Raw genomic sequence first — 23,976 nt, forward strand, 5'->3', positions numbered from 1 at the left:
CTTCCATAGACGAGGGTTCATAAATGGGCGTATATTATTTCGTGAGTCGAAAATCTTGAATTGAAAAACCTTTCATACTATCATCTATTTATCTCTTCAAAATCGACACAAAGGTGGAATGAAGATGCATCATCCTCAGGTTCAAAATCAAGTAAACTCTTCTTTTCAAATGAAAAGCAACCTGATCTTGGCGATGTGTTTCGTTTACTTTGTGAACTTCTTCGTCCATTCGTTCAACTTTCAAATCTTCTTAGCAGGTTTAAGTGTCGTCGTTTTTTTATTAAGCTTACAGCATTCTAATTCTACGCCTCGGATTTTTTCAGTATTGATGTTCATCTCTGGGATCATTTTTTACATATCAAAAGGGGTAGGCTTGGATGATTTTGTGAACGGTGTGACAACAAACCTTCCGATCTTGATCTTAGTCATGCTGGTTCCATTGATTTCAATCCCACTCAAGATCGGCGGATATTTTAATACGGTACGGTTTTATCTCGAAAAAATGATGGCCAGCAAGAAAAAGCTGTTCGGTAGTATCTCCCTCATCATCTTTCTTCTTGGACCGGTATTGAATCTAGGTTCGATCCGGGTTCTACACGAAACGATCAAGAATATCAAATTATCACCTGTGTTTCTGGCAAAATCCTATCTTGTAGGATTTTCGACTGTCATTTTGTGGTCGCCTTATTTTGCCTCCGTGGCACTGGTTTTGTATTACTTGAAAATCCCTGTATTGGACTATCTCCCATTAGGATTATCAATGGCGGTCATCCAATTGATCGCAGGAAACCTTCTGTTCGGATTATATCTTAAAAATAAACATCACAGCGGGGACCTGTTAAAAAAGGCAGATACAGTAGAAACCAACAATCTGGAACAACCAATGAAAATAACTCAGTTATTACTGATCATCCTACTCTTGATGGGGTCGATATTTTTACTGGAGTTTCTTACAAAATGGCCGATGATGTTCCTGGTCAGTCTGATGTCGATCATGTATCCGTTGCTTTGGTCTTTAGTAAAACATAAATGGAGAGATGCAGAGCAACTATTCGTGAATTATAAACAAGTCTCGTTACCGAGGATGAATAACGAAATCGTCTTGTTCATCAGTGCAGGCTTTTTTGGAAAAGCACTGGAGGGTACCATCATAGCGTCCTGGATCAAGCAATTCTTGAACATGGTAGCCTCAACCTCTTTTCTCTTATTCAGCTTGACGGTAATGGGAATCATCGTGATCCTCTCTTTCATCGGAATACACCAGATCGTAGTTGTCACGGCACTTGTGACACAGATTGAACCTTCTTTCATCGGAACTAGACCAGAGGTCATCGCTTTACTTATCATGATTTCATGGTCGATGGGAGCAGTCTTGAGCCCGGTGAATCCATTGAACCTGCTTGTCAGTAATTCTTTGAAACGATCTGGACTTCATGTCGGTTTCAAATGGAATGGTGTTTATCTCTTGATGATGTTCATCATTGGAACAACATTCGTATACGTCATCCACTGAATGAATTGAAAAAAGCTGTTAAAGTCACCTTATCCTTTTTATAAAATGCTATTTTCAAATCATCGATCGTCGTGGAAATGGTCAGATTTTCGAGGTATCTGTTTTCCGTTAGTAGATGATGAATATTGTTCCATAGGTGAAGGTAATAATCATTCTCTAAATGCATTCCAAGTTCGTTCACCCATTTTGAAAACTCAGTCCAGAACCCATGATTTTCACTTCTTGTCAGGCTTATTGAAACTTCTTTATCAAGAGTCAATAAAATGATTTTTTCTGCATTCATCAAAGCGATATCAAAATAATTTTCCAATGTTTCATTTTCTAAAGTCTGTCGTATTATCCGAGATGGAATCAAAAATGGCGGAGGATCAGAAACGAACGTTCCACCACCTTGTCTCGACTCTAAATACTTTAAGAGCTCTAATATCCGAAGCCCCTCACGGACTGAAGAACGGCTGACTGCGAGCAATTCACTCAACTTCCTTTCTGGTGGAAGTTTTGCTCCTTTTTCAAGTTTTTCATCATGGATATATGTAATGATTTGGCGGATGACTTCTTCAAACATCCGTGGGACTGAACGGATTTGATAGTTATTTGCCATAATGGATCACCGTCTTTTTCAGAATTAATAGTTATAGTTTATCAAACCCTCTGGACGAAAAATAGATAAATAGGTATTGACTGAAATTACAAAATTCTTTACTATTTCCTTAAGGGTATTATTATTGGTCAGACCATAATAAAATAAACCTGAGTATAATTTATATAAAAATGGTGATGAAATGGTGTTGAAACCTATAAAGAAAAAGCGGTTGTTCGAGGAAATCATCCTGGCGATCGAGGAGTACATACACGAAGAAGGGATTCAATCTGGAGAAAGGCTTCCGTCAGAAAATGAATTGTCGGAATTGTTCCAGGTGAGTAAGACTGCTGTCAGAGAAGCGATGAGTGTGCTTCATGCGAATGGTATCATCGAAAAGAGGTCTGGAGCAGGGATATTCTTGAAAGACCTTCATGGTGAATCCATTGCTAAAAAAGTTACGAATAATCTGCTCGATCGGAAAGAATTACAAGAAATCATCGAATTCCGACGAGGGATTGAAGTGGAAGCAGCGGCTCTTGCTTCTGTAAGGGCTACAGAAGAAGAACTAGATATGATCATCCAGGCCCATCAAAAACAAATCGAGGCACATAAATCAGGGAAATTAGGGATAGAAGAAGATTACATGTTTCACTATTCCATCATACTCGCATCACACAATACGATTTATAAAGATGTTTTTGATAAAGTATCTACAAAGTTCGAAGAAGGGATAAAAGTCAGTAAACTTCAATCGGCTAAAGTGCCTGGTCGGTTTGAAGAAGGGTATAAGGAACATGAAAAAATCGTGCAAGCCTTGGAAAAACGCGATCCAAAGGCAACATCGGAGGCAATGCGCTACCATCTCGATCAAAACGAACGAAAGATCTGGGCACACCGAAATCGATAACAAAGAATCTGATTTCTAGGTTCTTTTTGTTATATTGGTCAGACCATAATAAAATATTAACTAAGCCAAAGGAGGATCTTTATGGGAAATGTAGGGTTCCGTATAAGACAAGACTTTGAACGTGTCGATCCTAAGATTTTAGAAAGGTTCAAAGATATTCCAACACCCAATATCGGGGATGTCATGGGAAGGCAGTGGGCAATGGACCATTCAATCAAACCGGTCAATCATGCTGGTGTCCACATTTTTGGAAGCGCATTCACTGTTCGTACTCATCCATCAGATAATCTGCTTGTACATAAAGCTATGGATCTCGCCAAACCTGGCGACATCATTGTGATTGATGCCTGCGGGGACATGGGGAATGCCATTTTAGGTGAAATCATGTGCCACTATGCAAAAATCAAAGGGATTGCTGGTTATATCGTAGATGGACCTGTAAGAGACTTGACTGGAATCGCCGAAATGGGGTTTCCTGTCTTTGCAAAAGGTGGAACACCTAGGGGTCCATATAAAGAAGGTCCTGGAGAGATCAATACGACGATCAGTTGTGGCAACGTCCCTGTTTCTCCCGGCGATGTCATTGTTGCTGATGATGACGGAGTGATGGTCATTCCGAAAGATGACGCTTCTGAAGTATTGGAGAACGCGACTGAAGTGTTGAAAAATGAACAGGAAATCATCCGATCCATTTATCAAGGTAATTGGGACCGGAAGTGGGTAGATGATGTATTACAGAAAAAAGGATGTGAGTTTATTGACTAGTTTGGGAGAAGAGCGAATCCCAAAAGATATCTTGGAAAAGTTCGTAAAGGAAATCTTCATTGCTTCCGGCCTTGATGAAAGACAGTCCAAATCCATTTCAAGGCATCTTGTTTTTGCCAATTCAAGAGGAGTCGATTCTCATGGTGTGAACCGTGTTGAAATTTATACAAAACGTCTTGATCTAGGACTAGTAAACAAAACATTCGAACCAGTCATTACGAGGGAATCACCTGTAAGCGCCTTGATTGATGCGCAAAATTGTTCTGGAATCCCCGTTGCAGAATACGGAATGGAGATTGCCATCAATAAAGCAAAGGAATCCGGGGTAGGGATAGTGGGGATACACAATTCAAATCATTGCGGGATGTTAGCTGATTATGTGAATGAAGCTGTAAAGAATGATTGTATTGCGATCGCAACGACCAATGCACCTTCAAACATGCCGCCATGGGGAGGGAAAGATCGCTTTTTTGGGACGAATCCATTCGCTTTCGGTGTACCAGCCGGAAATGAAAACAACATTTTATTCGATATGGCGACAAGTACAGTAGCACGAGGAAAGATCATCCTTGCCCAAAAGAACAATCAAGAAATACCTTTAGGGTGGGCATTATCACCTGATGGGGTGCCGACGACTAACCCGGATGAAGCACTGAAAGGTGTCGTTCTTCCGGTCGGAGGCCATAAGGGATATGGAATCGCCTTTTTGGTTGAAGTGTTATCAAGCCTCTTCACTGGTGCAGCATTCGGTCCATTTATCGGTGATTTATACAATGAATTGGGTCATACACAAAATGTAGGGCAATTCTTCCTGGTCATGCGAGCCGACTTATTCCAGGGAATTGAAGAATTTAAAATGAGAATCGATCAAATGATTCACGAAATAAAGGAGATCCCATTGATGGAGGGGGTTGAAAAAATCTACCTACCAGGTGAAATTGAAATGGAGACTCGACAGGATCGAGAACAGAAAGGGATTCCTCTATCGAAAGAGATCCGTAATGAGCTTATAAACGTAGCAAAACGATATCATGTAAACGAGCGTTTACTGACGGAAATACCGAAATACTAAAAAGGGGAAAAGGAGAGGATCAGAATGAAATTAGCAACGATTAAAAGATATGGACAGGAAAAAGCAGCAATCATTATCCAAGAAGGGGCTATCCTGGTCGAATCCCTTAACCGGAATACGAATTCGAGTTGGGCGACTGGACTTTTCGATATCATCCAATCCGGGCAGCTCAACCGTATGAAGGAATGGTACCAAATTGAAGGAAAAAGCCAATTGAGCGAATTCCATGAAATCATCCCGAAGAGTGAAATCGAATATGCTCCATTATATAGACATCCACGGAAAATCTGGGGAATCGGCTTGAATTATGTGGAACATGCCTCTGATTTGAGTGAAAAGGCTCCGAATACAGAGCCTGCAAGTTTCATGAAGCCTGATACGACCATCATCGGTCCGAATGATACGATCAAAATCCCACATCAGTCGGAACGTACGACGGCGGAAGCTGAATTGGGCGTCATCATCGGAAAGGAGTGTAAGAATGTAAGCGAAGAGGAAGCGCCTGACGTGATTGCAGGGTTTACCACGATCATCGATATGACGGCAGAAGACATTCTGGAGCATAACCCACGTTATTTGACCAGATCGAAGAGTTTCGATACATTCTTCAGTTTCGGACCTGAGCTTGTCACACCAGATGAAGTTGATGAAGTTCATGATTTGAATGTATCAACTGTCATCAACGGGGAACTGCATCGGAAAAATATCGTTTCGAATATGACTTTCCGTCCATGGCATTTAGTGTCTTTCCACTCAAAAGTCATGACATTGTTACCAGGTGATATCATTTCAACAGGGACGCCTGGAGCTGTCGTCATCAGAGATGGGGATGTTGTGGAATGCCATATTGATGGATTTGAAAAACTCACCAATCAAGTGAAGGATTTGAAGGTGAGTAACGTTCGATAAAGCAAAGACCGGGTGAGCGATCACTCCGGTCTTTTTCATGTGGAACTATATATCGTTCAAATCTGCCGATGAAAAACTGAATCGGTGAAAACGGGGAATTTTTCGTTAATTTGACTCCATAGGGACTTTCTTTGTAATCGGAAGCAAGAAGTCGAAATCGCATCCTTTATCTGCTTGCATGACATGTTGTTGGAACAATTTCGTATAACCCCGTTCGGCAAGGATCGGTGCTTCCCGATTATTTCTCCTTCTTTCAAGCTCTTCATCTGGAACGAGAAGCTCCAATTTCCTGTTTTCAACATCCAATTCGATTATATCTCCTGTTCTAACCAATCCAATCACACCACCTGCTGCCGCTTCAGGAGCTACGTGAAGGATGACTGTACCAAAAGCTGTCCCGCTCATCCTGGCATCGGAAATCCTCACCATATCACGAACCCCTTGTTTCAGAAGTTTTGGAGGAATCGGCAGCATTCCAGCTTCAGGCATTCCGGGAGCCCCGACAGGTCCAGTATTTTGCAGGATCATGATGTCATCTGGTTGTATGTCCAGATCAGGGTCATCAATCCGTTTTTCAAGGTCTAGTGTCGAGGTAAAAACGACAGCTCTTCCACGGTGTTTCAATAGTTCCGGAGAAGCTGCCTTCGGCTTGATGACAGCTCCATCCGGCGCAAGGTTCCCTTTTAATACTGCAATACCGCCTTCTTTATGTAATGGCTGGTCGAAAGATGATATGATCGGCCGGTACACTTTGGAGAATTCAACGGCATCAATCGTATTTCGGAGAATCTTGCCAGTTACGGTAAGCTCATCAAGGTGTAAGAGAGACCTTAATTCCTTCAGAACGGCAGGAGTGCCTCCAGCTTTGAAGAAGTCTTCCATCTGGTATTCTCCCGCAGGTCTCAGATTGGCAATCATTGGCGTCGTCCTGCTTAGGTCATCAAAATGGTGAAGAGGCAGTTCAATACCAAGTCGCCCGGCTATTGCTATGAGATGGATCACAGCATTTGTCGAACCCCCGACAGCCATAAGAGCTCGAATAGCATTTTCAAAGGCTTTTTCAGTCATGATTTTCGAAGGGGTGATTTCCTTCTCGACCAATTCTACAATCTTTTTCCCTGTATCCACTGCATGTTTCATCCGACGGTTGTCTGTGGCTGGAATCGCAGCGCCTTCGGGAAGCATCATACCCAAAGCTTCAGCACACACAGACATCGTACTTGCACTGCCCATCACCATGCAATGTCCAGCTGTCGGCGCTAATGAAGCATTGATTTCGCCGAGGCTCTTTTCGTCGATCTGACCGCCTCGATATTCCTGCCAAAAGAAACGGCAATCGGAGCATGCGCCTAATGTCCTGCCTTTATATTCCCCGTTATTCATCGGACCGCCTGTTATAAGGATTGTAGGGATATCAGCGCTTGCGGCACCCATCAATTGGGAGGGGGTGACCTTGTCGCAACCACCGATCAGCACGACTCCATCAATTGGTTGAGCCCGGATCATTTCTTCTGTATCCATAGCTGCAAGGTTTCGATAGAGCATAGTAGTGGGACTCGTGTTTATTTCACCCAATGAAATGGTCGGAAATTCAAGAGGAATGCCGCCAGCCATCAATACACCATTCTTCACCGCATCTACAATGGGCCCTACATGTGAATGACATCTATTGATTTCACTCTTCGTGTTACAGATTCCGATGACAGGTTTATCGTAATCTTCTGGCTCGAAACCAAGATGCCGATTGAATGCTTGTCTGATGAATGTACTGAATCCCGAATCTCCATAAGAGGTAAGCTTCTCTGATTTTTTTTGAGTCATCAATAAAAAACTCCTTTCTTTTTGTTACTTTAATATTATGGTAAGACCAATAAAGGCTTGAAAACTTTAAACCTATGAATATATTAGCACAGACTATATTAATTTGCAGAAAATTATAAAAATACATTTGCTGGATCCATAATAAAAAGATGTATTATAAGATAATTTGTTTAAATTTAAAAACAAGGTTGACAAAATTTTCAGAAATATAATAAAATAACAATAACTTCATAGGAGAAGTCCTTAATTTTCGTATTATTGGTCAGACCATAATAATATAATAACTAAACTCGCCGTATTGGAGTTGTGTGTATGATTGAAATGATCGAAATTGAACAATGTTTTCCAGATGCTCAACTTCAAGATTTACATAAAAAAATCCATACAGAAATCAATAGACATGTATTATCAGATCGTTTACCACCAAATGCCGAAATTGCCATAACAGCTGGTAGCAGAGGAATAACGAATATTGTGGAAATCCTCAAGTCCATCGTAAGCACAGTTAAAGAATTAGGATTCAAACCCTTTTTGGTACCAGCAATGGGGAGTCATGGAGGCGCGACAGCTGAAGGGCAATTGGAAGTGCTCAAGCATTTAGGGATTACAGAAACCGTGGTGGGGGCGCCGATCCGCTCTTCGATGGATGTTGAGTTAATCGGTCATACACCGAACGGCACTCCAGTTTACATGGATAAGAACGCCTACCATGCAAATGGCATCATCGTCGTCAATCGTGTCAAAGCGCATACTGCTTTTCGAGGAAAAGTAGAGAGCGGTTTAAGTAAGATGGTGACAATCGGACTGGGGAAAATCAAAGGGGCAACATTCGTTCATAGCAATGGTGCATTGCGAATGGCTGAAAATATTGAAAGCGTTTCCAGATTTGCGATTGAAAATAGTTCGATCCTGATGGGGCTGGCGATCATTGAAAATGGCTATGACGAGACTGCAGATATCATCGGAGTCAGTAAAGAGGAATGGCACAAGAGGGAAGCCGAGCTACTTGATTGGTCGAAAAGTATGATGCCGAGTCTTCCAATCGATGATATCGATCTATTGGTCATCGAGGAAATGGGAAAGTGTTTTAGTGGGACAGGAATGGACCCGAATATAATCGGAAGATGGAGAATCGAAGGTGTACCAGAACCAGAAAGTCCTGATATCAACAAGCTTGTTATTCTAGATTTGGCAGATAATTCATTCGGCAATGCACAAGGAATTGGGTTGGCGGATTTCACAACCCAGCGGCTAGTCGATAAAATTGATCGGAACTCAACTTATACGAATGCACTGACAAGTACATACCTGCAACGGGCGATGCTCCCATTGATCTATCGGACAGAGAAAACGGCGATTGAAACCGCAATTCGAAGCCTGGGCCCTGACTTTGTACGGGACAAGCTGAAAATGGTCCAAATCGCAAATACGCTTCATTTAAAACGTGTCTCCGTTTCAAAACCAGTGTTGGAAGAACTGCAGGCACAAGGAAAAAAGATCAAAATGGTTGGCAAGTATGCACTCACTTATGACGAGACGGAAGAATTGACAAGAAAGCTGACTATCCATTCTTAAGAAAGGAGAAACTCGATGTGGAAGCGACTTCGCAAAAGGTGAAATCAGCATTAGTGATCCATCCATCAGATAATGTAGCCGTTGCTCTTACAGATTTGAAAAAAGGCGAGCCATGTACTGTTCGCTCTGGGGAGGATGAATACATAATTACAATCAATGATGACATCCACTTCGGCCATAAATTCGCTATATCAATCATTGAGGAAAATGAAAGCGCTTTAAAATATGGAGAAGAAATCGGAAAAATGAGCAGCCCTGTTCAGAAAGGGGAGTGGGTCCACACTCATAACATGTACTGCGAAAGGGGGAGGAAGTAATGGTTGATACATTCATGGGTTATTCACGGAAAGATGGACAGGTCGGGGTCCGGAATCAAATTGCGATTATTCCTTCTGTATTCTGTTCGGCGAAAGTTGCGGAGCGAATTGCCTATCAAGTTCCCGGGAGCGTCTATTTCAGACATCCTGTAGGATGCAGTCAGGTAGGGGAGGACCTGGAAGTCACAGCAAAAACATTGATTGCGATTGGAAAGAACCCCAACTTTGCAGGTGTCGTTGTTGTCGGGCTTGGCTGTGAACGATTTTCCCCATATGAACTGGCGGAAGGTATCGCTCCTTCCCAAAAGATGCTTGAAACAGTGGTGATTCAGAAAGAAGGAGATTCTTTAGCGGCCATCCAAAAAGGGAGCAAAATCGCACGTGAAATGCAGCAAATTGCTTCTAGACAAGGGAGAGAAGAATTCCCAGTGAGTGAGCTGATGATCGGGCTGAATTGCGGCGGCTCGGATATGACCTCAGGATTGATCGCAAATCCAGCGTTGGGATATGCCTCCGACAAGCTGGTAGACCAGGGGGGTTCATCAATCTTAAGTGAAATAACCGAATTGATTGGTACAGAAGATATTCTTGCAAGAAGAGCAATCGATGACAGAATCGCTGATTCAATTTGGGAAACAATCAATCTCACGGAGGAGAAGCTGCAAAGACAGAGTCAAAATTCAAGCAACAAAGAGCGGACCCACCTCATATCAAAAGGGAATTATGATGGCGGGCTATCCAGTGTTGTAGAAAAATCACTGGGGAGCATGAAAAAATCAGGGAATGCCCCTTTCAGTGGTGTTATCCGATATGGACATCAGCCGAGCCGTAAAGGATTGTTCTTATTAGATTCACCTGGACATGACGGTGAAGTTTCTACTGGTCAGGTAGCTGCAGGGGCCCAAATGATTTTGTTCCCTACTGGGAGGGGGACTCCTACAGGCTTTCCAGGCGTTCCTGTCATTAAAATCACAGGTAATAATCGTACCTATGAAAAAATGAAAGAAAACATAGATATCAACGCTGGAGAAGTATTGGTAGGAAAGAAAACCTTAGAACAAATGGGAGAAGAAATCTACCAGGAAATCGTGGAGGTCGCTTCAGGAAAACAGGTAAAAGCAGAAATATTAGGCCATGATGAACAATTTTGTATAACAAGACTCCCATGACAATGTATTAATCAATTGTTTTCATTTACACTAGGTTAATTGGAAAAACATAACAAGGAGGGTAGGGGTGTACTTAGCTGGTTGTTTTACAAAAATCTATTTTTACAAGGGGGAAGAAGAATGAAGAAATTAGTTTCTATGATATTTGTTCTGTTGCTTACTTTTGCACTAACAGCATGTAACAGTGGTGGTCAGGAGTCAAGTGGTGAAGCTTCATCAGATGGATCAAAGTCCGATTTCCCTAATAAACCGATAAACGTGATTGTGTCTTATTCAGCTGGTGGGGGGACTGACACTGGAGCGCGTATATTATTGCCATATGTTGAGGAAGAGTTAGGTGTAACAGTGAATGTGGTCAACAAACCCGGTGGTGGTGGCTGGGTTGGATGGACAGAATTGGCGAATGCAGAGCCAGATGGTTATACAATCGGCTATATCAATACACCTAATTTGATGACTGGTTATCTTGATCCTAAATTCAACCGAAAACAGAATTTGGAGAGCTTTGCTCCAATTGCCAACCATGTTGTTGATCCAGGGGCAATAGCGATCCGTGCCGATGAGGATCGGTTCACCGACATTAAAGAATTGATTGAATATGCAAAAGAGAATGAATTGACCGCAACTTCTACAGGTGTTGGAAGTGATGATCATTACGCATCTTTGAAGTTGAACGATAAATTCGGTACTAAATTCAAAGCTGTCCATAATAAAGGGGCGGCAGATAGTAAGGCATCTGTTCTTGGCGGACATGTAGATGTGTTGTTTGCAAATGTTGGCGAGTTGGCATCCCTTCAAAAAGAAGGTGATATCAAAATCGTTGCAGTGATGGGTAAAGAAAGATCACCTTTCTTAGAAGATGTCCCTACATTGGAAGAGAGCGGCTATGAAGGTGTGTATTCCTGGTCTGCACGTGGATTGGCAGCACCAGCTGGAATCGACCCAGAAAAACTTGAAATCCTTAGAGCAGCATTTGAAAAAGGAATTAAAAATGAAGAACAAAAGAAAAAAATGGGTGATATGGGATTGCAAGTTGAATATTTAGAAGGAGACGAATACAAACAACTATTAAAAGACGATGAAAAAGCTGTCAAAGACTTAAGCGATCTGATGGGTTGGTAACTTAGTAAACTGGCTGAAAGGGTATCAGGCATTCCGCTATGTTGGAATTCCGGGAGATGCCTGACCCTGGAAGCCAGCTTCAACCAAAGGAAAGGGGAAAGTTGCTGTGACCAGAAAAATTCACCAGGATCTATATGTTGGTTTAGTTATTATTTTAATTTCGATCTTCCTTTACAACAAAACATTCGATTTGATTGAAGCAGCTGCCAATTATCCTCGAATTTTACTTGTCTTATTTTTGGGTTTTGGGATCATCATTTTGTTAAGCGGAATTAAAAAGACAAAATCTTTAAGAAAAGAAGAGCGTGTAGAATATAGCGGTGATGAACAACCATTAAGTTTCGGTATGTTGAAATCCCCATTGGTGACCCTTGGGATCGTTGTCATCTATGTCTTTTTGTTAAGTATAATCGGATTTTTTCCTGCAACGGTTTTATTCATGGTAGTCTTCCTGGGATTCATGAAAGTCAAAGATTGGAAAACTTATATTTTCACAATCGGAGGTTTGAATCTATTTATCTATCTTGTTTTTGTCATGCAATTGAATGTTCAGCTGCCGAAAGGAATTTTCTTTGATTAGGAGGTGGAAGAAATATGGGTGCGGATCTATTTAACGAAGTATTACATAATCTATTATCCTTTCAGACGATTATGGCAATCCTCATGGGGGTCGTAGGTGGGATTATTGTAGGATCTTTACCTGGCCTAAGTGCGACAATGGCAGTTGCTCTACTGATTCCAGTCACTTTCGGAATGGAACCTGTAGCTGGGTTGACAATGCTGACAGCGATCTATACATCAGCATTATATGGCGGATCGATTTCAGCCATATTGATTCATACTCCTGGTACGCCCGCTTCTGCTGCAACAAGTTTGGATGGTTATCAAATGACGTTGAAGGGTCAAGGTGCGAAAGCGATTGGAATTTCAACTGTTTCGTCCATGATTGGAGGAACAATCAGTGCGCTAGCATTGCTGTTTCTTGCTCCTCCTCTTTCAAGAATCTCATTAGCTTTCAGTGCTCCTGAGTATTTTTTAATTGCTGTTTTTGGATTGACGATTATCGGAAGCCTTGCTTCTAAATCGGTGGCAAAAGGGTTGACGGCGGGTATTGTCGGCCTATTGATCGGCGCTGTGGGTGTTGATATCCTTACAGGCTATCCGCGTTTTACGTTCGGAAGCATCTCCCTGGAATCAGGAGTTTCACTTGTGCCAGCGATGATTGGTCTATTTTCTTTATCCCAAGTTATGATCCAAGCCGAAAATCGTGGAAAACCGAAACAACAAAAGATATCTAAAGATAAAATGTCCGGTAAAGTGTTACCGACAATGAAGGAATTCAAGAGCATCTGGGTGACGATTTTACGTTCCTCAGGAATTGGAACTTTTGTCGGAATGCTCCCTGGAGCTGGTGGGGATATCGGCTCATGGGTCGGCTACAACGAGGCAAAACGATTCTCTAAAAACAAAGAGAAATTTGGAACAGGCTGTATTGAAGGGGTTGCAGCACCAGAATCAGCTAATAATGCTGTAACGGGTGGGGCGCTAATTCCGCTGTTGACCTTAGGGATTCCCGGCAGTTCGACAACAGCTGTCCTTCTAGGCGGATTGATGATTCAAGGACTGGTTCCTGGTCATGAGCTATTTACGACGAATGCGAACATCACTTATTCAGTGATCATCGGGTTTATTATAGCGAGTATTCTCTTAGGGGTGATTGGACTTGCTGGAGCAAGATGGTTCGTTAAGATTTCAGGTGTATCAGAAAGCATCCTGGCACCGATCATTATCGGATTATGTGTGGTTGGATCGTATGCCATCAACAATAACATGTTTGATGTATGGATCATGGTGATTTTTGGAGTAATCGGATATTTTATGCGGAAAACTGGCTTTCATCCTGCACCTGTCATTCTGGGGATGATCTTAGGTCCGATTGCTGAAAATGGCATGAGGCAATCAATGCTGATGGCAAAAGGGGATTTGCTGAGTTATTATCTCGGTCGTCCGATTTGCGTCGTGTTAATCATACTTACAATCATCTCGCTATTTACTCCTTTATTCATGAAATGGTGGGAGAAAAGGGGAGCGGGTAAACCAGCTATGGGAGACCATTCTAATGAAGAAAAAATGTAGAACATTTTTGGCTAGGATGTAAACATGCTCATAAAATCGGGGGGATCCAAATGAAAAAAATCCTTTATTTTGACGATACGTTTGATGAGTTCAAAGATATATTGCTTACCCACACGCCCACTGGTTTCGATCTGATCTTTTGGGAAGAGTTGACTGAAAAGGAACGTGAGGAGCAACTACCTAAAACAGATTACCTGCTTGTCGCTACGAAGAAAATTGGAGAAGAAATCCTTTCAAAAGCGAAAAAAGCGAAATTAATCCAAAAGACTGGTGTGGGGATGGATAATATCGATTTACCTGTAGCAGCACATCATAAACTCCCTGCTTGTAATACTCCTGGAGCGAATTCGACCGGGGTGGCAGAATTGACGATCTTGCTCATTTTAGCTTTATACAGGAAACTTCCGCTCATCAATATGGAGACCAAGAATGGAAATTGGTTAATGTGGGAGCTTCGTCCATCTTCTTATGAAATGGAAGGAAAAACACACGGATTCATCGGCTTTGGAAATATAGGACGGGAAGCAGCAAAAAGGTCGAAGGCGTTTGGGACGAACATCATCTATTACGATAAATTCCGTGCAACTTCGGAACAAGAACAACAGTTGGAAGCAAAATACCTACCAATGGAGGAAGTATTGAGACGATCAGATATCATCAGTCTGCATATCCCATTGCTTCCAGAAACAAAAGGGTTGATCGGTGAAACGGAATTGAATCTGATGAAGGACAACGCGGTTTTGATAAATGTTTCCCGAGGCGGAATCGTACAAGAAGGTGCCCTTTACGATGCCCTGGTTGAACACCGAATTGCAGGAGCAGCATTGGATGTATGGGAAAATGAACCGATTAATCCCGAAAATCCTCTGTTGGCCTTGGAGAATCTCATTGCTTCCCCCCATATTGGAGCTGGAACAAGGGATACGTTGAATCGGGTATTGCATATGGCGTTTCAAAATATAAAAAGGGTTGATGAAGGTGGGCTTCCTCAGTTTGTTATGAATAATGTGAAAAAAGCTAGATTCGATGAGTCCACCGTCATCTAGTTGCCCCAATCCTCTATTATAAGACTACTTGAGAGTTTTCTATAAAAGGAGAGAAATTTTAAATGAATATGAATTTAAACGGTAAAACAGCACTTGTCGTGGCTTCAAGTCAAGGGCTCGGGAAAGCGATTGCAGCCCAGCTAGTAGAAGAAGGAGTCAATGTCATGCTTACAAGCCGTAGTGAAGAAAAACTTAAACGAACAAAAGATGAAATGGAACACTCGGGCAAAGGGAAAGTTTCGTATTTTCCATGTGATATCACAAATCGAGAGGAAATCAACTCTCTTGTTCAAAAAACGAGAGAAGAATTCGGAATGATTGATATTTTGATAAACAACGCGGGGGGGCCACCAGGTGGTAACTTCGAGAAGTTTGATGATGCAGATTGGCAAAATGCATTTGAGCTAAATCTATTAAGTTACATACGGATCATAAGAGAAGTGCTGCCAGACTTGAAGAAAGATGGTGGCAGAATCATTAACGTTGCGTCTTCATCTATTAAACAGCCAATACCCGGACTAATCCTCTCCAATACGTTCCGATTAGGGATTGTCGGTCTATCTAAAAGTTTAGCAGAGGAACTAGCACCTCATAACATCCTCGTCAATACGGTAGCACCAGGTCGTATCGCAACCGATCGGACAGCATTCCTTGATAAAATGAAAGCAGAACAAAAGGGTGTCACTACGAAGGACATAGAGGAAGCATCTAAGAAAAATATTCCTCTAGGAAGATATGGTGACCCTGAGGAATTCGCCAAAGTCGTCACTTTCCTTGTATCCGGAGCTAATACATATGTAACCGGAAGCTCTTTGCTAGTTGATGGTGGTATGGTAAAAGCAATTTAGGAAAAAGTTAAATCTAAAGTAAACAGAATGGAGCTGATCCATTCTGTTTTTAATGGAACGAAATAAGGTGGATCTTCTTTATTATTGGCTGATCAGCTAAAAGCTGATGTCGAAAAAAGAAAGCGGACTATAGTCTATCTCCACCCGAAGTGTGTCCCATGATGGCTGAAGTAATTTGCCTCAATTTCACTTATCTGCTTGAAAAATGACGCCACAACCATTTCACAACGCCAAAATACTCTGAATTTTTAAACTGTTTTGATATAATGATAAACAATCTTATTTTAGTAAATAAATTTATTTGAAATGCAGAAAAAATTCGAAGGAGTGTGGTTAAAAGTGGATGGTCAAAACAAGATGAAACGAGTGCTTTCCCAATGGGATGTCCTGGTACTTGCAATTGGTGCGATGCTTGGCTGGGGCTGGGTCGTACTTTCTGGGGAATGGATCACTTCGGCAGGATCGATGGGAGCAGTCCTTGCCTTTGCCATTGGTGGCGTGTTAGTCATTTTTGTTGGGCTCACGTATTCGGAACTCGCATCCGCCATGCCGGAAGTCGGTGGAGAACATGCTTATGTCCATAGGGCATTAGGGAAGAAGGCGTCATTCATCGCTTCATGGGCGATCACGTTAGGGTATGTCTCCGTCGTTACCTTTGAGGCTGTTGCTCTGCCGACGGTTGTAGATTACATTTTGCCAAATTATCAAGCTGGCTATCTATGGACGATTGCCGGCTGGGACGTCTATCTGACCTGGGTGCTGATCGGAATGGCAGGATCGATTTTCATCATACTCATCAATTATTTCGGGGTAAAACCGGCTGTGTTGGTACAAATGGTTTTGACGATCCTTATCGTCGGAATCGGTCTTATGTTGATTTTCGGATCGGCGGTCGGAGGTAGTTCCGCAAACCTGGATCCCTATTTTCTTGGTGGAGCAGGAGGAGTAATGACCGTCCTGATCATGGTTCCGTTTTTGTTCGTCGGATTTGACGTCATTCCTCAGGTGGCAGAAGAAGTGAACCTGCCATTCAAACAAATCGGAAAAGTACTCATTTTTTCAGTTGGATGTGCGGTCGTCTTTTACATGTTGATCGCATTAGGCGTGGGCTTGTCACTTGATAAAACCGCGCTCGCAAACACTGAACTGGCCACCGCGGATGCGATGGCAGCAGCATTTGGTTCGCAAACCTTCGGGAATATCTTGATTTTAGGGGGAGTAGCAGGAATCATTACGAGCTGGAATGCCTTCATCATCGGCGGAAGCCGCGTGGTGTTTGCGATGGCGAAATCCGGAATGCTTCCTGGGTGGTTCGGGTTCTTGCATCCGAAGTACAAGACGCCTTCCAATGCGATTTTGGCGATTGGCGGACTTGCGGTTCTAGCACCGTTACTGGGAAGGCCGGCTTTGGTTTGGATTGTTGATGCAGGGGGGCTCGGCATCGTGGTCGCTTACTTCATGGTGGCACTCGCATTCCTTGTTTTACGTAAAAAAGAACCTGGAATGGACAGACCGTTCAGAGCAGGGAAAGGGAATGCAGTCGGTTGGATTGCACTATTGCTGAGCCTCGGATTTATCAGCCTTTATATGCCGGGGATGCCAGCAGCGCTCGTATGGCCGGCCGAATGGATCATGATAGCTGTCTGGTTCCTGATCGGTGCCTACTACTTCTTGCAAATGAACACAGGAAAGTATGAAGCGAAAGCACAACCAGATGAAAAGTTGGAAGTGAAGATGTAACAACAAAAACCCCCGAAAGTTGGTGAAACACCCAACCATCGGGGTTTATCATTTTTTATTATTTAGAACTTTAATATTCTTTTCAGACTGGATAGCTTACGGTTCGCTTTGTCTAATGCTTTCTTTGAACCAAAGAAAAAGTTGAACATGGTATTCCCTCCTATGAATCAATATGAAGTTTTATTTATTTTCATTATAGGCGGTTGTATATATATTGTCAATAAAATTGTATACCAAATACCATAATTTCTTGCAAAAAACTTTTAAACTATCTAAATATTCTATCTTTGGTATACCAAATAAATTCGGATAGTTGTTTGAATGGTACTTAAAACCCTGATTTAACAGTGTTATCAAGGATTATTACGCACAAATGAGATTTTCCACTTTAACAGCTTTCCTTTTAAATTCGTAAAGAATCCTAGTAAAATGTATACCATTAGTATAAAATGATAGGTACTTCAGGAATCAGGTGATGATATGCTTAAACTTTTATGCGCAATCGCAATCTTTTTATATATTCTATCAGAAGTTTTTCCGAAGATGGACGTCACATTTCTGATTTCTTCTGTCAGCTTGGCTATTGTTGCACTGACTTTTTTCATCGTGCCTCGATTTGTGAAAATACTTGGGGGAATCTTCTTAGCCTCAGGCTTATTCATGTTGCTCAACAGCGGAGCAGGGTGGAAGGAAGTGCTGCTTTCGTTCGGACCGATGCTGAATTTGCTTACACTTTTTGCGATGGTTCCGATCCTGGCGCTACCTATAAGATTAGGAAATTACGCAAAAGGCATCCAGAAGTTCATCAGCAGGAATGTCAAAACGTCCGGGCAGTTGTACTCGATGACTTCAGGAATATCATACTTTTTCAGTATATTCATGAACCTGGCAACCTTGCCGATGACCTACTACTCGATGCGACCGGCAGCTAATCTGTATCCTTTGCAAAATAGGGAACGTTTCATGAGTCGTGCGATTACACATGGTTTTGCGATGCCGTTGATGTGGACCCCAGTGACGCCGATTGTCGGAATTGTCGTTGAAATGACAGGTGTAAGCTGGGCATCGATGCTTCCGTATGTACTACCGCTGAGCATCATGGGACTGTTACTCGATTGGTATATGGGGAAGCTCGCCGCAAGAAAAAAGAGGCAAAAAGGGGTCGAGTATGCGGTCAATGAAATGGCAGCTTCGACTGAAGTGGGAGAAGAAGGACAGGAGAGTTCAGGAAAAATCTCGCATATTTTCATTGCCATCATCATTTTCAACGTTCTGATTTCAATTTTAGAACAGAAATTGACCTTTTCTTTCATCATCCTAGTGTCCTTACTGGTCATTCCGTTTGCACTTGGATGGACAATGCTATTAAAGAAAACGAAGGAATTCAAAGTCGGGTTGAAGGATCATTTCCAAACCCATCTCTTGAAAATGAAAGAACAGTTTTTCATTTTCCTTGCAGCAGGGTTCTTTATTTCTGCGATCCAGTTTTCTGATACGAACGTATTATTGAATAAGGGGATCGATGCTGTGAAAGATTTGATCGGGATTGAGGTATTCATCATTCTCTTGCCGTTCATCCCATTGGCACTTGCTTTTACCGGACTGCACCCTGCGGTTGGACTAGCTTTGCTGGCAGAAGCTTTAAATCCACAGAACATGGGGATTTCACCTTACGTGTTGACGGTATCCATGCTGGCTGGAGCGGTAGCAGCCTTCTTGATGGGTCCCTATAATGCGACGATCGGGCTGATGTCGAGTATCGTGAAGACCAATTCGTTCAAAGTATCGAATTGGAACATATCCTTTACGGCATTATTCTTATGTTGCAGCATGCTGTATCTGTTTTTATTGGAATTCATTCTATAGAGGGGACTGGCTATTTTAAAGTCAGCCCTCTATTTCTTTTTAACATTGCCTTTGTAAAAAGCGGGATAAAATACTGAATGTAACGAAAACACGACGAAAAACCTTACCGAAATGGCAAGGTTTTTGTTTGATAGTTTAACTGGTTCAGTTCGCTGGAGCAGCTTCCGATTTCACGAGTCTAGAATGTTTCGAGTCATCGCTGTTTCCGGAAGCTTTCACGATTTCATATAATTCCTCTCTTGCATCCTCGATGTTTTCGAAGGTTTCAAAAAACTTCACTCGGATATGATTGATATATTCTTTTCCTTCATAATTTTCGTATAGCTGGATTTTCGCATTATCATCAAGGACCTTTGCGATCGTATAGGTTGATTTCAGCTTGTCGAAGAAATAAAACTGATAGGATTCTACCGCTTCCAGCCCATCATTCTCTAGAATTGTTTGAAATGTATCTTTGTTCGTCAACACAATATATTTCGTCATACAAAAATTCCTCCTTATGCGTTTTGTATCCACCACGACTCTATGAATCAATGACGTGCAGATCGTCACCTCCAAAAGAAATAGTATATTGTATACCAAATCCGTTTGTCTATTAGTCTATAACAAGAATGTTCTCGATTCAATATTATTTTCAGAATTTTATATTAATTAAAGTTTCTAATCCGTAAAAACCTTAATATATCAGGATTTTACAAGTTAATAATTTCGTAAATTTCCTTGAGAGGGTTTACACACGACACATAGGAAAGGTATACTTATTTTAAAATTCTAAAAATTTAGACAAAAAAATCACAGTGAAGAGGTGTTTTGGTATGCCAAAAGTGAAATTACATGTTGACGGCGAAGTCGTACAACAGGAGGTGAAAGATCACGCCAATCTAGTTGTACTTGCTGGCATCAAGCAATTTCCCAAGTTGAAATACGGTTGTGGAATGGGCAAATGCACAAAATGTACATGTAAAGTAATCGATGGTGCAGATCAACTCGATCCGCCGAATTGGAAAGAACAGAAAATGCTTGGCGAAAATTTGGACGAAGGTTATCGTCTTACATGTCAGTTGACAGTAAAGGATAATCTCGAAATCACCCAGGACAATATCGACCTCAAAAGGAAAAAGAAATTGGTACAGGAAAGCTCTACCGGGTGACTTAATTTTTATATTGAAAGGTATACAATATTCCAAAAAATGGGAGGGTTATCAGTTTGAAAGCATATTTGTTAACAGAAATGACATGGGAAGAGGTGAAAGATGCCCTTGGAACTGTCAAAATGGCGGTCATTCCGATCGGGGCCCATGAACAGCATGGTCCTCATATGGTTGAAAGCTGTGATGCTGTCCTTGCGACGGAAATGGCGAACCGGTTGGCTGAAAAGATGTTTCCGCATATCCTGGTGACTCCCACCGTAAACATGGGCGTTTCACCTCATCACCTCAACTTTCCAGGGACCATTTCCCTTCAGCCAGAGACACTTATCGCCATTTTACGCGATATGGTCCGATCTTTAAAGCGGCACGGAATCGAAAAATTTCTCTTTTTAAATGCACATGGCGGGAACCAATCGACATTAAGCGTAGCAAGCACCACCATCGGACCTGAAGAAGATGTTCAAATTTATTTTGCCAAAACGACAGCTTCAGCAAAACAAGCAATCTCCAAAAATATACATTCCCCTATCTTCGGACACAGCTGTGAACGGGAGGTTTCAGAGGCGCTTTATCTCGCACCATTTCTGATCCGCGAAGATAAACTGAATAAAGGAGACTTCAACGAAGGGGGGAGATACAAGCAGTTAAGACCTGGCAAGCCGATCCAAGGATTTTATCACTATGAAGAAATGACCAAAAACGGATGCATTGGTGATGCTACAAAAGCATCCGGGGATATAGGTGAACAAATCGTAGAAGAAGCATTGGAAAACCTGTCGGCTGCATTAGAGGAGTTGTTGGACCTTAAGCCGGAGTCTGTCCATTGAAAGCCTTGAAATTCAAAGAATGAAAGGGTGAATGAATTTGGAGTTGTCTGCTGCTCATTGGTTGTATGCGATCGTCACGTTTCTTGTCATTTTCACCATGTTATTCCGTCGGGGAGTTGTCCTGCCGACGATTGTAGGAACATTATTGGTTGCATGGGTTTATAAGGGTTCGTTTGTTGGCGGTCTTCAGGCTGTTTTTAACGCAAACCTGGTCGCGGCGCAAGAATTGTTCAGCATCTTCCTGATCATTACATTGATGGTCGCATTGTTGAACTCGTTGAAAGATATCGGTGCAGATGAAAAAATGATTGCCCCGATCCAAAAGGTGATGGTCAATGGACATATTGCGTTCTTCGTCTTGATCGGAGTCACATATGTCATCTCATTATTCTTCTGGCCGACACCTGCAGTACCGTTGATCTGTACATTGTTGGTTCCGGCAGCAATCCGTGCTGGACTTCCAGCGATGGGGGCTGCGGTTACGGTTGCAATTGCGGGTCAGGGCATGGCTCTCTCTTCCGACTATATCATGCAAATCGCTCCTATGTTGAGTGCAAGTGCAGCTGGAATCAGTACAGCGGCTGTCGCTGACAAAGCAATCGTACTCTCCCTTATTACAGGAGGGGTAGCTGTTCCGCTTGCTTATCTCAGTGTGCGTAAGTCGATAGCGAAGCCGGATAGTGAAGAGTCGACGTCTTCGTTAAAAGCTTTGCGGGAGCTCACCAATGTAACGCCTCAAGCAGAAGCTGAGATGTCGGCGTCTGCAGAAGAAGAGGATGTGTATGGACATCGACGTGAAATATGGGGAAAGCTATTTGCAGTCTTAGTCCCGCTATCTCTTTTAGCCGTTATGATCTTCATGTTCTCGACGAAACTCGGCAGTGCAAAATCTGGGGGGTTCGAGGGCGGTGATGGTGCAGCCTTCATCGGTGGTGTTGCAGCGGTTTTGCTTGTTCTAGCTTCTGTCGCATTCCGCCGGATCCAGGCGCTTGATAAAATCAGTGAACACATCACAGATGGATTTGTTTTCGCGTTCAGGGCGATGGGACCCGTCATCCCGATTGCAGGGTTTTTCTTCCTAGGAAGCTCTGATTTTACAGGTTCGATCCTTTCGTTAGGAGATGATGCTACTAAACCGGCTTTCTTATTCGATCTGGTTCAATCTGCGCAATCAGCGATTCCTGAGAACACATTTTTCGCTGCCTTTGGAATTCTGATCGTCGGAATCATCACCGGACTGGATGGTTCTGGTTTCTCAGGGTTGCCGCTTGTAGGTGCATTGTCTGGTGCGATGGAAGGGACGACAGGAATCGATCCAAGTACCCTGGCAGCAATCGGTCAAATGGGCTCGATTTGGACTGGCGGAGGAACATTGATTGCCTGGTCATCACTAGTTGCTGTAGCCGGATTCTGCGGAGTCTCTGTCTTAGAGCTAGCCAGGAAAAACTTCATCCCGGTCATTACAGGGTTGTTTGTCGCCACCTTATTCGCTGTCCTGTTCATGTGATTTTTCGCATTTAAAGAAAGTATAAAATACTTTCTTCAATATAAGCGCAACTAAAGCTCAGCCGGCGCCAATGGCTTGGCTTTGCAAAGTTTTCTTTAATCAAAAAGAACAAAAATATAAAAAATTCTGAAAACAGTGTTTACAAATAAAAAAAGATAAGGTACCATTTAGTCAAATGGTATACCAAATGAATCCACCACTATCTATCACTTGAACTATATTCATCCATGACCCAGCTGACTAAAGGCAGTCACAGAATATAGTTATATTATTTACGCTTGTTGGTATACAAAATACTGTACACAAAAATAAAGTGTAAACTTTCAAGGAGGAGAATGGAAATGGCACAACTATTATCAAAAGACGAGTTCCGTAAAGAACTAGAAGAGGCGATCAAAGGAAACCATAGTCAGAAAGCGCCCTTTACTGTTGCTTGGGCTGAAGGGAAGCTTGAAAGGCACCATTTTGCGAGATGGGCTGAAAACCATTACCACTACGTAGGCCCTTTTGCTAACTATCTTTCTTACATTTACCATAACACTCCTGATCTACCTGAATATGAAGATGCGAAAGACTTTACCCTTCAAAATATGTACGAAGAAGAAATTGCCGCCGATCGTCACACAGACCTGTTGATTCGTTTTGCAGAATCGTGCGGTACCACAAGAGAGCGTGTCCAAGATCCAAAAAACATGACGGCTACGACACTTGGACTTCAAAGCTGGTGTTACTCAGTAGCAGCTAGGGAAAATTTTGTAGTCGCAACAGCGGCATTAGTGGTCGGATTGGAGTCTCAAGTACCGGATATTTACCGAAAACAAACACCGATCCTTCGTGAGAAATATGGCTTCGATGATGAAGAAATCGAATTCTTCGACTTACACATCGTATCCGATGAAATCCATGGTGAACGCGGATACAAGATCGTGCTAGAACATGCGAACACACCAGAGTTGCAGCAACAGTGTCTCGATATCGTCCGGGTCGGTGCTAAAATGCGTCGCATGTACATGGATGGCCTATGGAGAGAATACCTTGAACAAGATCTAGGTGCTCTCGTACAAGCCTGATACACATCGAAACTAGCAAAATAACATACTAT

At 42.4% G+C, this 23,976-nt stretch carries 22 protein-coding genes; 19 read left to right on the top strand and 3 right to left on the bottom strand.

The annotated features are described in order from the left end of the window. The first annotated feature begins 124 nt into the window (after nucleotides 1-124). Nucleotides 125-1,513 (top strand): hypothetical protein, encoded by a 1,389-nt coding sequence (locus N8M93_RS10385; RefSeq protein ID WP_261131610.1) that lies wholly within the window; start codon nucleotides 125-127, stop codon nucleotides 1,511-1,513. Here the strand turns inward: N8M93_RS10385 and N8M93_RS10390 are convergent. Further along, entirely contained in the window at nucleotides 1,503-2,114 is a 612-nt protein-coding gene (locus N8M93_RS10390; protein WP_261131611.1) for a FadR/GntR family transcriptional regulator, read from the bottom strand. The genes N8M93_RS10385 and N8M93_RS10390 overlap by 11 nt on opposite strands. A gap of 184 nt (nucleotides 2,115-2,298) precedes the next feature. Here N8M93_RS10390 and N8M93_RS10395 point away from each other — a divergent pair, with 184 nt between their 5' ends. The 4 genes from N8M93_RS10395 to N8M93_RS10410 all read left to right on the top strand — a co-directional run bounded on the left by N8M93_RS10395 (nucleotide 2,299) and on the right by N8M93_RS10410 (nucleotide 5,749). Continuing rightward, entirely contained in the window at nucleotides 2,299-3,003 is a 705-nt protein-coding gene (locus N8M93_RS10395) for a FadR/GntR family transcriptional regulator (RefSeq protein ID WP_261131613.1), read from the top strand. Between the two features lie 81 nt (nucleotides 3,004-3,084). After that, nucleotides 3,085-3,768, top strand: coding sequence for an RraA family protein (locus N8M93_RS10400; RefSeq protein WP_261131615.1), 684 nt, complete (start codon nucleotides 3,085-3,087; stop codon nucleotides 3,766-3,768). Then, nucleotides 3,761-4,840 (top strand): Ldh family oxidoreductase, encoded by a 1,080-nt coding sequence (locus N8M93_RS10405; protein WP_261131617.1) that lies wholly within the window; start codon nucleotides 3,761-3,763, stop codon nucleotides 4,838-4,840. Before N8M93_RS10400 ends, N8M93_RS10405 begins: the two co-directional genes overlap by 8 nt. Nucleotides 4,841-4,864: 24 nt before the next feature. Continuing rightward, the gene (locus N8M93_RS10410) at nucleotides 4,865-5,749 is read left to right on the top strand and encodes a fumarylacetoacetate hydrolase family protein (protein ID WP_261131618.1); all 885 of its coding nucleotides are present in this window, start codon (nucleotides 4,865-4,867) and stop codon (nucleotides 5,747-5,749) included. 105 nt (nucleotides 5,750-5,854) lie between these two features. On the opposite strand, the gene N8M93_RS10415 is transcribed toward N8M93_RS10410, so the two are convergent. Beyond that, on the bottom strand, nucleotides 5,855-7,570 hold the full coding sequence (locus tag N8M93_RS10415) for an IlvD/Edd family dehydratase (protein ID WP_261131620.1): 1,716 nt from the start codon (nucleotides 7,568-7,570) through the stop codon (nucleotides 5,855-5,857). A gap of 312 nt (nucleotides 7,571-7,882) precedes the next feature. On the opposite strand from N8M93_RS10415, the gene N8M93_RS10420 reads away from it, so the two are divergent. From N8M93_RS10420 to N8M93_RS10465, 10 genes are all read left to right on the top strand, one after another. Further along, nucleotides 7,883-9,145: a DUF362 domain-containing protein gene (locus N8M93_RS10420; protein ID WP_261131622.1), complete on the top strand. Its 1,263-nt coding sequence runs from the start codon at nucleotides 7,883-7,885 to the stop codon at nucleotides 9,143-9,145. A 17-nt stretch (nucleotides 9,146-9,162) separates the two neighbouring features. Further along, the gene (locus N8M93_RS10425) at nucleotides 9,163-9,462 is read left to right on the top strand and encodes a UxaA family hydrolase (protein ID WP_261131624.1); all 300 of its coding nucleotides are present in this window, start codon (nucleotides 9,163-9,165) and stop codon (nucleotides 9,460-9,462) included. Then, nucleotides 9,462-10,631: a UxaA family hydrolase gene (locus N8M93_RS10430; RefSeq protein WP_261131625.1), complete on the top strand. Its 1,170-nt coding sequence runs from the start codon at nucleotides 9,462-9,464 to the stop codon at nucleotides 10,629-10,631. Before N8M93_RS10425 ends, N8M93_RS10430 begins: the two co-directional genes overlap by 1 nt. A gap of 120 nt (nucleotides 10,632-10,751) precedes the next feature. Further along, the gene (locus N8M93_RS10435) at nucleotides 10,752-11,753 is read left to right on the top strand and encodes a tripartite tricarboxylate transporter substrate binding protein (protein ID WP_261131627.1); all 1,002 of its coding nucleotides are present in this window, start codon (nucleotides 10,752-10,754) and stop codon (nucleotides 11,751-11,753) included. Between the two features lie 106 nt (nucleotides 11,754-11,859). Next, the gene (locus N8M93_RS10440) at nucleotides 11,860-12,333 is read left to right on the top strand and encodes a tripartite tricarboxylate transporter TctB family protein (RefSeq protein ID WP_261131629.1); all 474 of its coding nucleotides are present in this window, start codon (nucleotides 11,860-11,862) and stop codon (nucleotides 12,331-12,333) included. Between the two features lie 14 nt (nucleotides 12,334-12,347). Then, a complete protein-coding gene (locus N8M93_RS10445) occupies nucleotides 12,348-13,889 on the top strand; it encodes a tripartite tricarboxylate transporter permease (protein ID WP_261131631.1) in 1,542 nt (513 codons plus the stop codon). A gap of 50 nt (nucleotides 13,890-13,939) precedes the next feature. After that, nucleotides 13,940-14,935, top strand: coding sequence for a 2-hydroxyacid dehydrogenase (locus tag N8M93_RS10450; RefSeq protein WP_261131633.1), 996 nt, complete (start codon nucleotides 13,940-13,942; stop codon nucleotides 14,933-14,935). Nucleotides 14,936-14,997: 62 nt separating this feature from the next. After that, nucleotides 14,998-15,783 carry an SDR family oxidoreductase gene (locus N8M93_RS10455; RefSeq protein ID WP_261131634.1) on the top strand — a complete coding sequence of 262 codons (786 nt, stop codon included), beginning with the start codon at nucleotides 14,998-15,000 and terminating at the stop codon, nucleotides 15,781-15,783. Between the two features lie 357 nt (nucleotides 15,784-16,140). After that, nucleotides 16,141-17,523 carry an APC family permease gene (locus N8M93_RS10460; RefSeq protein ID WP_261131986.1) on the top strand — a complete coding sequence of 461 codons (1,383 nt, stop codon included), beginning with the start codon at nucleotides 16,141-16,143 and terminating at the stop codon, nucleotides 17,521-17,523. A gap of 480 nt (nucleotides 17,524-18,003) precedes the next feature. Next, a complete protein-coding gene (locus N8M93_RS10465; protein WP_261131636.1) occupies nucleotides 18,004-19,389 on the top strand; it encodes a hypothetical protein in 1,386 nt (461 codons plus the stop codon). Nucleotides 19,390-19,533: 144 nt separating this feature from the next. Here the strand turns inward: N8M93_RS10465 and N8M93_RS10470 are convergent, their stop codons facing one another. Continuing rightward, nucleotides 19,534-19,872, bottom strand: coding sequence for a hypothetical protein (locus N8M93_RS10470; RefSeq protein WP_261131638.1), 339 nt, complete (start codon nucleotides 19,870-19,872; stop codon nucleotides 19,534-19,536). Between the two features lie 332 nt (nucleotides 19,873-20,204). On the opposite strand from N8M93_RS10470, the gene N8M93_RS10475 reads away from it, so the two are divergent. From N8M93_RS10475 to N8M93_RS10490, 4 genes are all read left to right on the top strand, one after another. Further along, nucleotides 20,205-20,540 carry a (2Fe-2S)-binding protein gene (locus tag N8M93_RS10475; protein ID WP_261131640.1) on the top strand — a complete coding sequence of 112 codons (336 nt, stop codon included), beginning with the start codon at nucleotides 20,205-20,207 and terminating at the stop codon, nucleotides 20,538-20,540. A gap of 56 nt (nucleotides 20,541-20,596) precedes the next feature. Beyond that, nucleotides 20,597-21,367 carry a creatininase family protein gene (locus tag N8M93_RS10480; protein WP_261131642.1) on the top strand — a complete coding sequence of 257 codons (771 nt, stop codon included), beginning with the start codon at nucleotides 20,597-20,599 and terminating at the stop codon, nucleotides 21,365-21,367. A gap of 37 nt (nucleotides 21,368-21,404) precedes the next feature. Beyond that, nucleotides 21,405-22,874 carry a hypothetical protein gene (locus N8M93_RS10485; RefSeq protein WP_261131988.1) on the top strand — a complete coding sequence of 490 codons (1,470 nt, stop codon included), beginning with the start codon at nucleotides 21,405-21,407 and terminating at the stop codon, nucleotides 22,872-22,874. 341 nt (nucleotides 22,875-23,215) lie between these two features. Next, nucleotides 23,216-23,944 (top strand): TenA family transcriptional regulator, encoded by a 729-nt coding sequence (locus tag N8M93_RS10490; protein ID WP_261131643.1) that lies wholly within the window; start codon nucleotides 23,216-23,218, stop codon nucleotides 23,942-23,944. The last annotated feature ends 32 nt before the right edge of the window (nucleotides 23,945-23,976 follow it).

It is taken from the genome of Bacillus sp. Marseille-Q3570, assembly GCF_946151055.1.
In the GTDB taxonomy this organism is placed as follows: Bacteria; Bacillota; Bacilli; order Bacillales; family Fictibacillaceae; genus Pseudalkalibacillus.

What these genes read in the sequence shown, in the direction of transcription:
- N8M93_RS10385 (WP_261131610.1), top strand. Translation starts at nt 125, where the DNA reads ATGCATCATCCTCAGGTTCAAAATCAAGTAAACTCTTCTTTTCAAATG.
- N8M93_RS10390 (WP_261131611.1), bottom strand. Translation starts at nt 2,114, where the DNA reads ATGGCAAATAACTATCAAATCCGTTCAGTCCCACGGATGTTTGAAGAA.
- N8M93_RS10400 (WP_261131615.1), top strand. Translation starts at nt 3,085, where the DNA reads ATGGGAAATGTAGGGTTCCGTATAAGACAAGACTTTGAACGTGTCGAT.
- N8M93_RS10410 (WP_261131618.1), top strand. Translation starts at nt 4,865, where the DNA reads ATGAAATTAGCAACGATTAAAAGATATGGACAGGAAAAAGCAGCAATC.
- N8M93_RS10415 (WP_261131620.1), bottom strand. Translation starts at nt 7,570, where the DNA reads ATGACTCAAAAAAAATCAGAGAAGCTTACCTCTTATGGAGATTCGGGA.
- N8M93_RS10420 (WP_261131622.1), top strand. Translation starts at nt 7,883, where the DNA reads ATGATTGAAATGATCGAAATTGAACAATGTTTTCCAGATGCTCAACTT.
- N8M93_RS10430 (WP_261131625.1), top strand. Translation starts at nt 9,462, where the DNA reads ATGGTTGATACATTCATGGGTTATTCACGGAAAGATGGACAGGTCGGG.
- N8M93_RS10435 (WP_261131627.1), top strand. Translation starts at nt 10,752, where the DNA reads ATGAAGAAATTAGTTTCTATGATATTTGTTCTGTTGCTTACTTTTGCA.
- N8M93_RS10445 (WP_261131631.1), top strand. Translation starts at nt 12,348, where the DNA reads ATGGGTGCGGATCTATTTAACGAAGTATTACATAATCTATTATCCTTT.
- N8M93_RS10450 (WP_261131633.1), top strand. Translation starts at nt 13,940, where the DNA reads ATGAAAAAAATCCTTTATTTTGACGATACGTTTGATGAGTTCAAAGAT.
- N8M93_RS10455 (WP_261131634.1), top strand. Translation starts at nt 14,998, where the DNA reads ATGAATATGAATTTAAACGGTAAAACAGCACTTGTCGTGGCTTCAAGT.
- N8M93_RS10460 (WP_261131986.1), top strand. Translation starts at nt 16,141, where the DNA reads ATGAAACGAGTGCTTTCCCAATGGGATGTCCTGGTACTTGCAATTGGT.
- N8M93_RS10465 (WP_261131636.1), top strand. Translation starts at nt 18,004, where the DNA reads ATGCTTAAACTTTTATGCGCAATCGCAATCTTTTTATATATTCTATCA.
- N8M93_RS10470 (WP_261131638.1), bottom strand. Translation starts at nt 19,872, where the DNA reads ATGACGAAATATATTGTGTTGACGAACAAAGATACATTTCAAACAATT.
- N8M93_RS10475 (WP_261131640.1), top strand. Translation starts at nt 20,205, where the DNA reads ATGCCAAAAGTGAAATTACATGTTGACGGCGAAGTCGTACAACAGGAG.
- N8M93_RS10490 (WP_261131643.1), top strand. Translation starts at nt 23,216, where the DNA reads ATGGCACAACTATTATCAAAAGACGAGTTCCGTAAAGAACTAGAAGAG.